Consider the following 14,698-nt stretch of genomic DNA (forward strand, 5'->3'; position numbering starts at 1 on the left):
ATCTGTCGCAACCCGCGAGGCGAAGTCAATTCGTGCTTTCGCAGCAGGCCCATGCCGCTGCGTTGCAGCAGGCCGGTGTTACGCGGTGACGGGGGCGGTTGTTTGATTCGATCTCGCCGCGCGCTCGCTGCACCTCTCTTGCTCGCGGGAGGGGTCGCGCCGAAGGCGCGGGTGAGGGCTTTCTTCTCCGGGGGATTGTCCCGTTGCAGAGACACCCTCTTCCAACCTTTTCCCGCAAGCGGGAGGTGGAGCGCACCTCTCGCTTGGCTCGCACCTACCTTACGCCGCCACGCGCTCGCTTCGATCGACGAGCGCCGCCAGCCCCCGCGCATCCGCGACGATGCGGACGACCATCGGCTCGTCGCGGCCGCGGATCGCGACCTCCTGTTGCGGGAGCGCATCGTCGGCGAGGCCCGCCGTGCTGCGGATTTCGTCCGAGACGATCGCCTCGCAGGCCAGAGACTTGGTCATGTCCTGGAGGCGGGCGGCGACGTTGACGGCATCGCCCAGCGCCGTGAAGACGATGTGATCGCGGTAGCCGATGTCGCCGATGATGACCTCGCCGCCGTGAATGCCGATGCCGAAGCGGATCGGCTGGCGCAGATCGTGGCTCAGAAGCTGGTTCAGTTCGTCGATATGCGTGGCGATGCTGGCGGTCGCCTTCAGCGCCTGCCGGCAGGCGGTTTGCGGATCGGCCGTGAGCCCGAACAGCGCCAGCATGCCATCGCCGACGAACTGGTTCGGCTGGCCGCCATTCTCGATCACGGCCTGCGAGACCGCGCCGAGGAAACGGTTGACGATGAAGACGGTGTCGAACGGCAGCCGTTTTTCGGCGAGTTGGGTCGAGCCGCGCATGTCCACGAACAGGCTGACGAGATAGCGCTCCTGGCCGATCCTGGCCGGGGTCGAGGCGTGCCCGTCCGTCGAATGCGTGTGAGGCGTGAAGAGCTGGAAGAAGGAGAGGTCGGACGTCGGCCGCAGCTGGCAGGCCAGCCTGATCGAAGGATCGGCGGTGCCGACACGGGTGAGCACGAAGGCCTCGCGCTGCGATGGTGCGGGCAGGGCGTCATGGTCGCCGATGATGCGGATGCGGCAGGTCGAGCAGCGGGCGCGGCCACCGCAGACGCTGGCATGCGGTACATTGTGGCGCAGGCTCGCCTCCAGCACGGAGAGGCCCTTGGGAACCCGCACCGTCTTGCCGTTGCCGTAGGACAGCGCGATCATGCCGCCGCGCCGCTCGCGCCAGGCTCGCACGCCGCGTGCCGCCAGCGCCAGTCCCAGTAGACCGAAATAGGTGATGGTGAAGGCGCCGCTGATGCGATCGAGTGTGTTGCCTTCCGCGACCGTGCCGACTTGACGTCGCGTGAGGTTGTGGGTGCGCCATTCCCCGTCATCGGCCTCGATCGCGACGCTGCGACCGCCCTGATAGATACCGAGCAGCGCCAATGTCGGGACCAGCACCGCGGCGGCGAGTAGGTAGGGTGCGGCGCGCGTGAAGAACGGTTTGAGGCGGAGCCAGAAATAAATCCCGATGCAGCCGTGGACCCAGGCAATGAGCAGCAGGATCGTCATCTGCCAGAGCCGGGCCGGTGCAGCGACAAAGAACAGATAGAGCTCCTGCGGATAGAGCTTCTGGTGATCGTACAGCGTGTAGCCGAGCCGTACGCCGACCACGTGCGCCATCACCAGTGCGGGGATGCTCAGACCCAGCACGAGCTGCAGCGGCTCGATCGTCCGCCAGCGGAACTGCCGGCGCTGATACAGCGCATAGATGCCGAGCCCCATATGGGTGAGTGCCGCGGTGTAGAACACGATCGCGACGGGGAGAAACTGCCAGAACAGGGTATGGTAGTAGACCGCGGCCTCCATGGCCTCGACCGAGATATTGCCGAGTGCATGGTTGAGGAAATGGCTGATCACATAACAGAACAGGATCACGCCGCAGACGAGCCGCACCTGCCGCACGCTGGTCGCGCGGACGAGTTCGGACATCTGTGCGGGAGCGCTGGCCATGATTCGCTCGTATCAGGTCACCCATGAGAACAGCCAGCGTAGCGTTTAATTCCCGGCGTGGACAGCTGGCGGGGTCACATGCGCGGCAAGGAGCCGCTGTCGTCCCGGACAAGCGCGCCCAGCAGGCGCGCGCCGATCCGGGCCACATACCCCAGGGCCTGGTTGTGGCGGGCTGGCAACTCCGAATCTTTGCCAAACCCGCCCTTTGGTAAGGGTCCCGGGTCTGCGCATCGCTTGCCCGGGACGACACCTGTGTTGGGCCCCCCCCAACATTGACTCCCCCTCCCAAGTTGGGGAAAAGCGCGGCCGTGACGATCGCTCCCGATATCTCCGCGAAGCCGGACGGCGCCGAACGCCGTCTCATCCTTGTTGCCGTGCTCGTCATTGCCGCGATGACGCTGCTGCGCATCGTCTACGCGTCCGCGATCGAGCTGCGCACCGATGAGGCCTATTACTGGACCTGGTCGAAGGAGGGCGCGCTCAGCTTCCTCGATCATCCCCCTGCTATCGCCTGGCTGATCCGGTTCGGCACCGCGATCTTCGGCGATACCACGCTCGGGGTTCGCTTCGGTGGCATCGTCGCGATGCTGGTGACTCAGTGTCTGCTGGCCGACATCGTTCGTCGCCTCACCCATGATGCGCGCGCGGTCGTGTTCGCCGTGCTCATGCCGGAAGCTGCGCTCTATTACGGCCTGCTGATGGCAAAGGTCGCGCCCGATGTCGCCATGATCCCGTTTGCAATGGCGATGATGTGGTCGTTGGTGCGGCTGGCGCAAAGCGGCGACGGACGCTGGTGGATTGCGGCCGGTCTGTTCGCCGGTCTGTCGATGCTGTCGAAGTTCACCGCGATCATGTTCGCCCCAGCCGTTGCCGCCTTTCTGCTGGTGCCGGATTGGCGCTGGCGCTGGCTGCGCAGCCCGTATCCTTATCTTGCGGTGCTGTTGGCAATCGCAGTGTTCTCGCCGGTGCTGGTCTGGAACGCGCAGCATGATTGGGCCTCGTTCCGTTTCCAGGGCGTGCGCGCCACCGCCAATTACGGCATCTCGTTGCGCACGCTCGGCGACTTCATCGGCCTGCAGTTCGGCCTGGTCGGCTTCGTCCTATTGCCGGTCGTGCTGAGCGGGCTGGTGCTGACGGCATGGCGCGGCGCTCGCACGCGCGAGCCGGTGGCGATCCTGCTGTCGACCGCGGTGCTGGTGCCGTTTCTGTACTTCCTCGCGAAGTCGACCACGCTTCGGGTCGGCGACACCTGGCCGATGTTCATGTGGCCCGTCGGCTTCGCTGCCACGGCCGTGAACCTCGCGACGATGATGAAGGAGGATTGGTCGGCCCGGTTGCTGAACTCGTCGCTGTTCTGGGCGAGGACGGCGGTCGGCTCCGGCATCGCCTTCGTCGTGATCGTGTTCCTCTACTACGTCGCCGCGCCCTGGAATCTCCTGGGCAAGATCGACCCGATCGGCGCCGAGGCCGGCTACGAGCAGGTCGCCGCACGCGCGCAAGCCGCGCTCGACGAAACAGGCGCGACCTGGATCGCGACGACGGACTACCGCACCTACGCCATGATGCGCTGGCTGTTCAGGGGCCGCGTGCCCGTCATCGAGATCAACGAGCGCGGGCGCTTCCAGGATTTCCGCGATCCCGGCATGGACTGGATCAGGGGCCACGCCGGCATCTATGTCGGGCGCGAGCCGGACGATCGTTCGTCGCTGTGGGAGAACATCCCGGCAAAGCGCGAGCAACTCGGCGAAGTCGAACGCCGTTGGCGCGGTGTTCGCTCGGATACCTACGTGATCGAGAAGATCACCGGCTGGACCCCGGAGCTGTCGCCGCCAAAGGACTCGCCGCTGTTTTGGTGGAAGGTGCTGGCGTGGAAATTCGAGAAGCGGGAGTGGGTCTAGTCGCCTTGCTTACCCTCCCCTGGAGGGGGAGGGTCGATCGCGCGCAGCGCGAGCGGGGTGGGGTGATCTCTCCACTCGGGCACCGTTGGATGGGGAGAGACCGTCACCCCACCCCGTCTCACATTTCGCTGTGCTCAATGCGAGCCGACCCTCCCCCTCCAGGGGAGGATAAGAGCCGTGCTACTCCTCCCCGTCCTTCTTCCGCAGCAGATCCGTCGCGAGGTCCGACAGCTTCGGCGGCGGCAGCGCCGCGAACGGCAGCGGGCGCGTGACGTCGATCGCGGCGAGGCCCAGCCGTGCCGTCAGCAACCCGTTCAGCACGCCTTCACCGAGCCGCTGCGACAGCTTTGCCGCGATGCCGTGGCCGAGCATCTGCTGCACCAGGCTGTCGCTCGCGGCCATGCCGCCGGTAATGGCAAGATGGGCGATAACGTGACGCAGCAGACGGATCATGCCGAGCGCGCCGGGGCGGCCGCCATAGAGGAAAGCGAGCTGGCGGATCAGGCGCAGCGCGGCGACCAGCACGAACAGCACGTCGATCGCGGCGCGAGGGGAGACCGCGGTCACGATCGAAACTTTTTGCGCGGCCGACGACACCAGCCGCCGTGCTTCCGCATCCAGCGGCGACATCAGCTCGCGCTCGGCGAGGCGGATCATGTCGGCGCCGTCGATGATCTCGCCGGTGTGGCTCTCCAACGCCGCGCGGGCGCGCGCGAGCTGCGGGTTCTGGTGCGCGATCTTGAGCAGATCCTGCACGATGACGCGGCTTTCCCTGCGGTCGTCGCTGGCAAGCACGGATGCCGCGCGCTCATGCAGCTTCTCGATCGTCGCGAGGCGTGCGAGGCCGAACGCCTCGCGTCCGATCACGACGGCCAGCGCAAGCGCGGTAACGACGGCAAAAGCGAGGCCGACATAGCCGAGTGTCTCGCTGCGCGCGAACAGGTCCTCGATCAGATGGACGACGCCGAGCCCGACGCCGAGCAGGGTCAATCCGCCGAGGCCGGACCAGAACAACGTGCCCCAGGGAAAACCGCGGCGCGCCGGCAGCGCGGCCGCGATCGGCACCGGCAGCATCGCCGGATCCGGCTCCGGCGTGATTTGGATGGTGGCGCGGCTGAGCCGGGCCGTCTCGTCGGCCTCGGTGACGACTACGCCGGGATCGTCAAGCCGGAACGTCGCCGGCCGCCGTGGCTTCGATCGGTCGTTCATGCGAGCTTGTCTCCGATCAGGAACTGCAAGGCACGGTCGAGGCGGATATGCGGCAGCGTCGGCTCGTTCGCTCCCTCGCGCTCGAGCTTGGGTGGGCGGAAGCGCAGGAAGCGGAAATCGCTTTTCTCCGCGGCCAGCGTCGAGAGGCCGCGGAACGCGGCATTGCCGTTGAACAATGGCTCCGGATTCAACGGCAAATCGCCCGGAAAGGTTGCCACTTCCGTGTTGCCGTCGAAGAACTCGCCGCCGGCACTCTCGCCCGCGGCCGGTGTTCCCAGGATCGACGGCAGTTTGTCACGGCCGTGCGCGACCTGCGCTTCCCTTGTGGCGCGCACTGCGGCGAGCGCCACCACGTCGATCGCCGCGCCCGTGTTTTCCGCGCGCGCAACGGCGCCGGAGACGGCGCGGCGCAGCACAGCCTCGAGCCGGTCGTGGCTGGAATGATGCAGATGGTCCGCCTTGGTCGCCGCGAACAGGATGCGGTCGATGCGCGGGCGGAACAGGCTGGAGAGGATCGTGCTGCGGCCGATGTTGAAGCAATCGAGAATGCCGGCGAGGGCTGCTTCGAGATCGTGCAGCGCCTCGGGGCCGGAGTTGAACGCCGACAGCGCGTCGGCCAGCACGATCTGGCGATCGAGCCGGGCGAAATGATCCCTGAAGAACGGCCGCACCACGACGTCCTTATAGGCCTCGAAGCGGCGCACCATCATTGCCCACAGCGATCCCTCCGGTGCCTGTCCGCCAACGGGCACGTCGAGCGGCGCGAAGGTCAGCGCAGGCGAGCCCGCGAGATTGCCCGGCATCAGGAAGCGGCCGGGCGGGAGCAGGCTCATCGCGAAGCGTTCGTCGCGGCAGGCGCGCAAATAATCGGTGAAGAGCCTTGCGGCCGTCAGCGTCGCCTGCTCGTCCTCGCGGGCCGCCGGCGCGAGCGTTGCGAGATGCGCGTGCCATTCGCTCGCGAGATGCGCGCGCGGCGCTTCGTGCGATAACGCGAGGCTCTCCGCCGACCATTGCTCAAAGCTCTTCTGAAGCAGCGGCAGGTCGAGCAGCCACTCGCCGGGATAGTCGACGATGTCGAGCGTCAGCGTGCGGTCGGCGCCGTTCGGGCGCTGATAGTCGATGACGAGCCTGAGCTCGCTGATGTCGACGGTCGAACTCGGCCAATGCCGCTCCTCGACCAGCGCGCGCAAATGGCTCTCATAGGCAAACCGCGGCACGGCATCGTCAGGCTGCGGCGCCAGATGTGCCCGCGCGATCCGGCCCGAGGCATAGGCGTCGAACACCGGAAACCGGCCGCCGCGGGTGAGACCGTGGATCAGCGCGGTGATGAACACGGTCTTGCCGGCCCGCGACAAGCCGGTAACGCCTAACCGCACCGTCGGATTGAAGAAGTGCTCGCCATAGTCGATCAGCGCCTGCGCGGACAGCCGCGCTTCTTCGACCATGTCCTGGAAACTGAATGCCATATGAACGTTAATGGACCGGGGGAAGAGGGACTGTGTGACCGATCACAAAAGTGGCAATTGCCTTGGGAAAATCAAGCTCCATACTTCCACCCTCTTTGCCGGCGAGTCAGCCGTTTGAACGACGCGCCGATCCCGAAAGACCCATAGAAGAGGGCTTTACCTCACCTTGCGGATTGCCATGACCGTCTTCCAACTGAAACACTTCGCATCCACCTCCGTTCACGCCGCCGCCGACGCGATGGGCTGGAACTACGACCGCGCCGAGCTCATCGCCGACGGAATCATCCACGCGATCGGCGTCCTCTCCGGCATCATCGCCGCGACCGTGCTGGTGGTGCTGACGGCTGTCTATGCCGACGCCACCGATATCGTCGGCGTCTCGATCTATGTCGTCGGCCTGCTGTCGATGCTGCTGCTGTCGGCGACCTATAACCTCTGGCCGGTGTCACCGGCGAAATGGCTGCTGAGGCGGTTCGACCATTCCGCGATCTATCTCCTGATCGCGGCGACCTATACGCCGTTCATTCTGGAGGTGAAGGACAGCGGATTCGCACTGGTGCTGCTCGCCGGCGTCTGGTGCGTCGCGATCCTCGGCATCTTGCTCAAGCTGTTTTATCCCGGCCGGTTCGACCGCGTCGCAGTCGGCATCTATCTCGCGATGGGCTGGAGCGGCGTGATGCTCTACGACGCCGTGGTCAGGGCGCTGCCCGCGCTGGTGCTGGGCTTCATCCTTGCGGGCGGACTGCTCTACAGCTTTGGCGTGATCTTCCACGCCTGGCGGCGGCTGCGTTTCCAGAATGCGATCTGGCACGGCTTTGTCTTGGCCGGCGCGGCATGCCATTATACCGCGGTGCTCGACCTCATGTTGAGCTGAGCAGGATCCGCGGCGCGGAATAAGCGCGCGATCCAAATCGGTACGAGAGGAGACGTCGCATGCAGGTGACCGGCAAGGTCGTGGTCGTCACGGGCGGCGCCAACGGAATCGGCAAGGCGCTGTGCGAGGCGTTTCACAAGGCGGGCGCGGCCAAGGTCGTCGTCGCCGACTTGGACGCCGACAATGCCCGGGCGGTTGCGGCCATGGTGGACGGCGCGGCTTTCAAATGCGACGTCGCGCAAGAAAAGGACATCGCGCATGTCATCGAGGAGACTGAGCGGCAGTTCGGTCCGATCGGGCTGTTCTGCTCCAACGCGGGCATCGGCGGCGGCTTCGATCCGATGTCGGTCAACGCCGGGGGCGCCTCCGACGAGCCCTGGCAGCGCAGCTGGGCGATCCATGTCATGGCCCATGTCTATGCCGCGCGGCATCTCATCCCGCGCATGAAGGCGCGTGGCGGCGGCTATTTCCTCAACACCATCTCGGCCGCGGGCCTGTTGTCGCAGGTCGGCAGCCCCGCTTATTCGACCACCAAGCACGCCGCGGTCGGCTTTGCCGAGAATCTCGCGATCTCGCACAAGGCCGACAACATCAAGGTCTCGATCCTCTGCCCACAGGGCGTCGACACCAACATGCTGCGCTCGATCCCCAAGGGCCCGCAATCCGGCGACGGCGACCTCACGCCGGAGCAGGTCGCGAAAGACGTCCTCGCCGGCCTCGAGCAGGAGACTTTTCTGATCCTGCCGCATCCCCAGGTGCTCGGCTACATGCGCAAGAAGACCGAGAATTACGACCGCTGGCTTGGCGGTATGGCCAAGATCCAGGCCAAGATGCGGGAGGAGTTCGGGAAGTAGTCGGAGCTGTTGCTGCGATTGGCGCCGTCATGCTCCGCGAAGGCGGGGCATCCAGTTCGCGCAGCTTCTCGATTGAATCACTGACATCACGGAGTGCTGGATCGCCCGCCTTCATGCGGGCTACCTCAATGCTTCTGCCCGTACAGCACCGGCACCGTCGAATCCACGACGACCTCCACGAGGCTGGTGCCCTCATGCGCCATCCCGCGCTCGAGCGCCTCGCCCAACTCCGCGGCCTTCGTGACCCGTACCGCGTGACTTCCCATGCCTTCGGCGAGCCGGACGAAATCGATGCCCGGCAGCTCCAGCCCGGGTACGTTCCTCACCTGCATTACCTGGCTGAACGAGCGCATCGCGCCGTAGCCGGAATTGTTGATGACGACCACGGTGAGCGGCAGCTTGCGCTGCGCGGCGGTCCACAGCGCCTGGATCGAATACATCGCCGAGCCGTCGCCTATCAGGCACACCGTGCGTTGCTTCGGCTTGCCGAGCGCCATGCCGACGGCAGCGGGCAGGGAGTAGCCGAGGCCGCCGCTCGCCATGGTGTAGAAGCTGTCCTGGCCGCGCATCGGCATGAATTTCTGCATCGCCGGCCGGTGCGAGGGCACTTCTTCGACCAGCGAGGCGCCATCCGGCATCGCCTGCGACAGCGCGTGCAGCAGGAATTCGACCGGCAGCGGATCGGCGGCTTGCGGCGCCGGCGGCAGCGTGCGGCCCTTTGGCGCGGCGCGCTTGCTCTCCGGCAGCAGGTCGAGCAGCAGGCTCAGCGCCGGCTTCATGGTGGCGATGATGCTGGTGCCGACCGGCGTCACCGCCGCGGCATCCGGATCGTCCGTGATCTGGAAGATCGTCGCGCCGCCATCGAAGATCGCGGCGTGGCCCTCGACGTGGAAGGTGAACACCGGCGCGCCGATGACGACGACGAGGTCGTGCTCGCGCAGCGCGTCGGAGAGTTGTGCGGGCGAAGCGTGCAGGAAGCCTGCGAATTGCGGATGCCGCTCGGGAAACGAGCAGCGCGCCGAGAACGGGCTGACCCACACGCTCGCCTTCGCCTTCTCGGCGACGCGCACCATCAGGTCGACCGCACCGGCACGGTCGACACCTGGGCCGACGACGAGGGCAGGGTGCTTTGCGGAGCCGAGCGCTGCGACCAGCGCCTTCATCGCATCGAGCTCGGGGCCGATCTCGCGGCTGACCTTGCGCGCCTCGACCGGCGCGCAGGCATGCGCCCAATCGTCGACCGGGATCGACACGAAGGTCGGCCCGCATGGCGGCTGCATCGCGGTGTAATAGGCGCGCGCGATCGCGGCCGGCACGTCCTCGGGCCGCGCCGGCTCGACGCTGTATTTCACGTAAGGCCGCGGGAACTCCGAGGCACGCTCGGCATAGAGGAACGCTTGCAGCGGCAGGATCGAGCGGGCCTGCTGGCCCGCGGTGATCACGAGCGGCGTCTGGTTGCGGTGCGCGGTGTAGATGTTGCCGAGCGCATTGCCGACGCCGGCGGCCGAATGCAGATTGACGAAGCCGGCATTGCGCGTCGCCTGGGCGTAGCCATCCGCCATGCCGACGGCACTGGCTTCCTGCAGCGCCAGCACGTAGTCGATGTCATCAGGCCAGTCGCTGAGGAACGGCAGCTCGGTCGACCCGGGATTGCCGAATACCTTTTTGATGCCGAACGAGCGGATCAGGTCGAGCGTCGCCTGCTTGACGGTGACGGACTTGCTGCCGCTCTTGCCGTTCTTGGCCATGGTTTCCGTTCCCTGTTGTTGATTGCCGCGCTGCCAGCTCCAGCCGTCATTGCAAGGAGCGAAGCGACCAAGCAATCAGACTGCCTCCGCGGAGGGATTCTGGACTGCTTCCGCCTTCGCTAAAGCTTCGGCGGACACGTCGCTCCGCTCGCAATGACGAGGCGAGAGCGGTGTGTCACCACACCGCCGTGCCCTTCATCGTCGGCTGTCCCTCGGCGTTTGCGGTCCACAGCTCCATGCCGGCGTCGGTCTCGTTGGCGTTCACCGAGAACTCGCTGCCTTCGAACAGCGGCTGGAGTCCGCGATAGGTGAACTTCTTCGGCGCCTTGCCGCCATGCAGCTTCGCCGCCATCTCGATGATCAGAGCGGCCTGCAACGGCCCGTGGAAGATCAGCCCCGGATAGCCCTCGACCTTGGTGACGTAGTCGCGATCGTAATGGATGCGATGCCCGTTGAAGGTCAGCGCGGAATAACGAAACAGCAGCACGGGATCCGAGACATGGGTCTCGCGGTGCTGCGCCTTAGGCGGCGGAGGCGGGGCCTTCGCGCTCGCCGGCGCATTGCTCGTCATCTCGCGATAGACGATGTCCTGGCGCTCGCGGATGGCGGTGCCGCGGGGCGAGGAGATGCTGTGCTCGACCGAAACGAAGCACAGCGTCCCGGTCGAGCCCGTCTTTACCTGCACGTCGGCAATGCGCGAGGTCCGCGTCGATTCATCTCCGACCTGCAGCGGCTGCAGGAACTCGATCTCGCCGCCGGCCCACATCCGGCGCGGCAGCGGCACCGGCGGCAGGAAGCCGCCGCGGGTCGGATGGCCATCGGGCCCCAGCATCGACATCGGAAACACCGGCTGCGCCAGGCACCAATGCACCGTGAACGGCGCGGCGTCGCCCTTTTTGGGTTCGCCGACCTCCTGGAACAGCGTCGCGCGCAGGCCCATGACGAGCTGCGCGGTGACGATGTCGGTGGCCTCCGTGCTGCGGCCGATCCATTGCCGCAAGTGATCGATGTCGAGCTTCTCGGTCATGACGCCTCGCTCTGTTACTTGTTCGACTTTGGCTTTTCGCCGATTGCGGGCACGGCACCATAGCTGCGCGTCTCGCCGACGATGATCGGCGCCGGCGCGGGATAGCTGACGCGCCCGTTTGGCGTGTCCACCTCAATGCGGCGCAGATGCGGATGCTTGGTGAGATCGGCCATGGTGTTGACCTCGGCAAAGGCGATGTCGGCGTCCGACAGGCGCTTGAGCAGCTCGTCGCGCGTCATCTTGCCGAAGGCCTCTGCAACCGTCGTGTCGGTGAAGTCGCGGTTGCGCACGCGCTCGACCATGTTGGCGACGCGCGGATCGGCGGGAAGGTCGGGCTGACCGAGCACCTTGGCGCATAGCGTCTTCCATTCGCGCTCGCTCTGGATCGAGATCAGAATGTCCTTGCCGTCCTTCGAGGTGAATACGCCATAAGGCGCGATCGAGGGGTGACGCAGGCCCATGCGCTTGGGCGGATTGCCGGCCTCGGAATTGAGCAGCGGCACGGTGCACCAGTCCGCCATCACGTCGAACATGGAGATGCGGATGTCGGCGCCCTTGCCGGTTCGGCCGCGCGCGATCAGCGCCTCCAGGATCGCCGCATGCGCGGTGGCGCCGGTGGCGACGTCGACGATCGACATGCCGACGCGCGAGGCGCCGTCGGGATTGCCGGTGATCGAGGCAAGGCCGCTCTCGGCCTGGATCAGCAGATCATAGGCCTTTCGGTGCGCGTAGGGGCCTTCGTCGCCATAGCCGGTGATCGTGCACGAGATCAGCTTCGGATAGTCCTTCAGCAACCGCTCGCGCGAAAAACCGAGCTTGTCCATCGACCCCGGCTTCAGATTCTGGATCAGCACGTCGGCGCTGGCGATCAGCGTCTCCAGCTCGGCGCGGCCTTCCTTCGTCGTGAGATCGACCACGGCGGATTGCTTGCCACGGTTGAGCCAGACGAAATAGCTGCTCTGGCCCATGGCCGCCGCATCATAGCCGCGGGCGAAGTCGCCCTCGGGCCGCTCGATCTTGATCACTTCGGCGCCGGCATCCGCCAGCCGCGAGGAGCAGAACGGCGCCGCCACCGCCTGCTCGACCGCAATCACCCTGATCCCGTCCAATGCTCCCATGGTGGCGGCCTCAATACGAGCGCGGCATGCCGAGCACGTGCTCGGCGACAAAGGACAGCACGAGGTTGGTCGAGATCGGCGCGACCTGATACAGCCGCGTCTCGCGGAACTTGCGCTCGACGTCGTATTCCTCGGCGAAGCCGAAGCCGCCATGGGTCTGGATGCAGGCGTTCGCCGCTTCCCAGGACGCGTCCGCCGCCAGCATCTTGGCCATGTTGGCCTCGGCGCCGCAGTCGAGCCCGGCCTCGTATTTGCGCGTGGCTTCCTTCACCATCAGCTCGGCCGCGCGCATCGAAGCGTACGCCTTGGCGATCGGGAACTGGATGCCCTGGTTCTGGCCGATCGGCCGGCCGAAGACGCTGCGCTCCTTGGCGTAGTTGGTCGCCTTGGCGATGAACCATTTGGCGTCGCCGACGCATTCTGCTGCGATCAATATGCGCTCGGCATTCATGCCGGAGAGGATGTAGCGAAAGCCCTTGCCCTCCTCGCCGATCAGGTTCTCCGCCGGCACCTTCATGTCGGTAAAGAACACTTCGGTGGTGGCATGGTTCATCATGGTGCGGATCGGGCGGATCTCGAGGCCGTTGTTCTTGGCCTCGCGCATGTCGACGATGAATACCGAGAGGCCATCCGTGCGCTTTTTCGCCTGCTCCTTCGGCGTGGTGCGCGCCAGCAGCACCATCAGGTCGGAATGCTCGGCGCGGCTGGTCCAGATCTTCTGGCCGTTGACGATGTAGCTGTCGTTGCCGTCCTTGCGCGCGAAGGTCTTCAGCGAGGAGGTGTCGGTGCCGCTGGTCGGCTCGGTGACGCCGAAGGCCTGCAGGCGCAATTCGCCGCTGGCGATCTTCGGCAGGTACTTTGCCTTCTGCTCGTCGTTGCCGTGCCGCAGCACGGTGCCCATCGTGTACATCTGGGCGTGGCAGCCGCCGCCGTTGCAGCCGGCGCGCTGGATCTCTTCCAGGATTGCGGCTGCCGCCGACAGCTTCAGCCCCGCGCCGCCATATTCCTCGGGGATCAGCACCGAGAGGTACCCGGCCTCAGTCAACGCATCGACGAATGCCTTCGGGTAGGCCATCTCGCGATCGAGCTTGCGCCAATATTCGCCGGGAAACTGGGCGCAGAGTTTTGCGACGGCGTCGCGGATGTCGGCGTAATCTTCGGTGTGGTGATCTTCACTCATGGCGTTTCCAATTCTCTATCGGCAGTCAAGATAACGCCGGCCGATCCCGAGGCGTTGTGGAAACAACGCCAGCCCCCTATGCTTATTTGTTATAGCGTATGGAATAGCCTTCCAGGATTGGCAAGCATGGATTTTCGTCAGCTCAGGACCTTCAGTTGCGTGGCCGAGCTCGGCAGCCTGTCCAAGGCCTCCGACACGCTGCGCGTAGCGCAGCCGGCACTCTCCAGACAGATCAAGCTCCTGGAACACGAGCTGCGCACCGAGCTGTTCACCCGCAACGGCCGCGGCATGGTGCTGACCGAAGCCGGTCGGTTGCTGCTGGCGCGGACCTCCGGCATCGTGCGGCAGATCGACCAGATCCGCGACGACATCCAGTCGGCCAAGGGGCCGCCGTCCGGCCAGGTCGTGCTCGGCCTCGTTCCGACCGTGAGCAGCGTGCTGTCGGCGCGCTTTGCGCGGCGCTGCGTCGAAAAATTTCCCGGCATCTCGCTGCGCATCGTCGAGAGCTACAGCGGCCATCTGGTCGAATGGCTGCATCGCGGCGAGATGGATCTCGGCATCCTCTACGGCCGCTCTGCCGATCTGCATCTCAACGTGCAGAGCCTCGGCCGCGACAACATCGTCGCAGTCGGCCCCCGCGGCTGCGGCCTCGCGCGCAAGAAAAGCGTCGACATCGGCTGGCTGCTGCGGCAACGGCTGGTGCTGCCCTCTCATTCGCATGGCCTCCGCGCGTTGATCGAGCACGCGGCCGCCCAGCGCAAGATCAAGCTCGACGTCCAGCTCGAAGCGGATTCATTTCGCGTGCTCACGAGCCTGGTCGAGGAGGGGCTCGGCTTCGCGCTGCTGCCGCCGTCGTCGGTCCATGGCGAGGTCGCGGAGGGGCGGCTGGAAACTGCCGTGGTCTCGAAGCCGATGTCGCGCGAGCTCATTTTCGCTTCTCCGATCGACCGGTCGGTCTCGACGGCCTCGCTCGCCGTGACGGCGCTCCTGCGCGACGAGGTCGCCGCCTGCCGCAAGGACGGCGTGTGGGACATCAAACTGAGTTAGATGGGCCGACGTCGTAGACCAGTCGGGCACTGTCGGGCCTTCGCATCTGGCGCGAGCTGTCATGCCAGAATTTTATAGCTGGGGCTTGGCGTTTGCCGAGTGAGGGAAGATGACACTCTTTGCCTCATCCTCAGTGTCATTGTCCGCGAAGGCTGGCAATCCAGTATTCCAGAGGCCGCAGGGATTGAGCCGAGAAGCCGCGGCGGCGTGGATGCCCCGCCTTCGCGGAGCATGACAGCGGAGTTGAGCGACGGCTACGTACTT

At 65.8% G+C, this 14,698-nt stretch carries 11 protein-coding genes; 4 read left to right on the plus strand and 7 right to left on the minus strand.

Going from position 1 to position 14,698, the window contains the following annotated elements:
• Nucleotides 1-279: 279 nt before the first annotated feature.
• Nucleotides 280-2,013: an adenylate/guanylate cyclase domain-containing protein gene (locus JQ580_RS27360; RefSeq protein ID WP_212283456.1), complete on the minus strand. Its 1,734-nt coding sequence runs from the start codon at nt 2,011-2,013 to the stop codon at nt 280-282.
• 392 nt (nt 2,014-2,405) lie between these two features.
• Here JQ580_RS27360 and JQ580_RS27365 point away from each other — a divergent pair, with 392 nt between their 5' ends.
• On the plus strand, nt 2,406-3,911 hold the full coding sequence (locus tag JQ580_RS27365) for a glycosyltransferase family 39 protein (protein ID WP_212283527.1): 1,506 nt from the start codon (nt 2,406-2,408) through the stop codon (nt 3,909-3,911).
• 180 nt (nt 3,912-4,091) lie between these two features.
• Here the strand turns inward: JQ580_RS27365 and JQ580_RS27370 are convergent, their stop codons facing one another.
• Together JQ580_RS27370 and JQ580_RS27375 are read right to left on the minus strand one after the other, a co-directional pair.
• Nucleotides 4,092-5,120, minus strand: coding sequence for a YcjF family protein (locus JQ580_RS27370; RefSeq protein ID WP_212283458.1), 1,029 nt, complete (start codon nt 5,118-5,120; stop codon nt 4,092-4,094).
• Entirely contained in the window at nt 5,117-6,586 is a 1,470-nt protein-coding gene (locus tag JQ580_RS27375) for a YcjX family GTP-binding protein (protein WP_212283460.1), read from the minus strand. Before JQ580_RS27375 ends, JQ580_RS27370 begins: the two co-directional genes overlap by 4 nt.
• Nucleotides 6,587-6,764: 178 nt before the next feature.
• Here JQ580_RS27375 and trhA point away from each other — a divergent pair, with 178 nt between their 5' ends.
• Together trhA and JQ580_RS27385 are read left to right on the plus strand one after the other, a co-directional pair.
• The gene (gene trhA, locus JQ580_RS27380; protein ID WP_212283462.1) at nt 6,765-7,460 is read left to right on the plus strand and encodes a PAQR family membrane homeostasis protein TrhA; all 696 of its coding nucleotides are present in this window, start codon (nt 6,765-6,767) and stop codon (nt 7,458-7,460) included.
• Nucleotides 7,461-7,519: 59 nt separating this feature from the next.
• Entirely contained in the window at nt 7,520-8,314 is a 795-nt protein-coding gene (locus JQ580_RS27385; protein ID WP_212283464.1) for an SDR family oxidoreductase, read from the plus strand.
• Between the two features lie 125 nt (nt 8,315-8,439).
• Here the strand turns inward: JQ580_RS27385 and mdlC are convergent, their stop codons facing one another.
• From mdlC to JQ580_RS27405, 4 genes are all read right to left on the minus strand, one after another.
• Nucleotides 8,440-10,062, minus strand: a complete 1,623-nt coding sequence (gene mdlC, locus JQ580_RS27390; protein ID WP_212283466.1) for a benzoylformate decarboxylase — start codon at nt 10,060-10,062, stop codon at nt 8,440-8,442.
• A gap of 175 nt (nt 10,063-10,237) precedes the next feature.
• A complete protein-coding gene (locus JQ580_RS27395; RefSeq protein ID WP_212283468.1) occupies nt 10,238-11,089 on the minus strand; it encodes an HTD2 family dehydratase in 852 nt (283 codons plus the stop codon).
• Between the two features lie 14 nt (nt 11,090-11,103).
• On the minus strand, nt 11,104-12,207 hold the full coding sequence (locus JQ580_RS27400; protein WP_212283470.1) for a CaiB/BaiF CoA transferase family protein: 1,104 nt from the start codon (nt 12,205-12,207) through the stop codon (nt 11,104-11,106).
• Nucleotides 12,208-12,217: 10 nt separating this feature from the next.
• Complete coding sequence (locus JQ580_RS27405; RefSeq protein WP_212283472.1) at nt 12,218-13,387, minus strand: acyl-CoA dehydrogenase family protein; 1,170 nt, start codon at nt 13,385-13,387, stop codon at nt 12,218-12,220.
• A 126-nt stretch (nt 13,388-13,513) separates the two neighbouring features.
• Between JQ580_RS27405 and JQ580_RS27410 the strand changes: the two genes are divergently transcribed.
• Nucleotides 13,514-14,434 (plus strand): LysR substrate-binding domain-containing protein, encoded by a 921-nt coding sequence (locus JQ580_RS27410; RefSeq protein WP_212283474.1) that lies wholly within the window; start codon nt 13,514-13,516, stop codon nt 14,432-14,434.
• The last annotated feature ends 264 nt before the right edge of the window (nt 14,435-14,698 follow it).

The organism is Bradyrhizobium sp. SZCCT0148, assembly GCF_018129985.1.
Lineage (GTDB): Bacteria > Pseudomonadota > Alphaproteobacteria > Rhizobiales > Xanthobacteraceae > Bradyrhizobium > Bradyrhizobium japonicum_H.

Coding starts and splice junctions, on each gene's coding strand:
- JQ580_RS27360 (WP_212283456.1), bottom strand. CDS start 2,013: ATGGCCAGCGCTCCCGCACAGATGTCCGAACTCGTCCGCGCGACCAGC.
- JQ580_RS27365 (WP_212283527.1), top strand. CDS start 2,406: ATGACGCTGCTGCGCATCGTCTACGCGTCCGCGATCGAGCTGCGCACC.
- JQ580_RS27370 (WP_212283458.1), bottom strand. CDS start 5,120: ATGAACGACCGATCGAAGCCACGGCGGCCGGCGACGTTCCGGCTTGAC.
- JQ580_RS27375 (WP_212283460.1), bottom strand. CDS start 6,586: ATGGCATTCAGTTTCCAGGACATGGTCGAAGAAGCGCGGCTGTCCGCG.
- trhA (WP_212283462.1), top strand. CDS start 6,765: ATGACCGTCTTCCAACTGAAACACTTCGCATCCACCTCCGTTCACGCC.
- JQ580_RS27385 (WP_212283464.1), top strand. CDS start 7,520: ATGCAGGTGACCGGCAAGGTCGTGGTCGTCACGGGCGGCGCCAACGGA.
- mdlC (WP_212283466.1), bottom strand. CDS start 10,062: ATGGCCAAGAACGGCAAGAGCGGCAGCAAGTCCGTCACCGTCAAGCAG.
- JQ580_RS27395 (WP_212283468.1), bottom strand. CDS start 11,089: ATGACCGAGAAGCTCGACATCGATCACTTGCGGCAATGGATCGGCCGC.
- JQ580_RS27400 (WP_212283470.1), bottom strand. CDS start 12,207: ATGGGAGCATTGGACGGGATCAGGGTGATTGCGGTCGAGCAGGCGGTG.
- JQ580_RS27405 (WP_212283472.1), bottom strand. CDS start 13,387: ATGAGTGAAGATCACCACACCGAAGATTACGCCGACATCCGCGACGCC.
- JQ580_RS27410 (WP_212283474.1), top strand. CDS start 13,514: ATGGATTTTCGTCAGCTCAGGACCTTCAGTTGCGTGGCCGAGCTCGGC.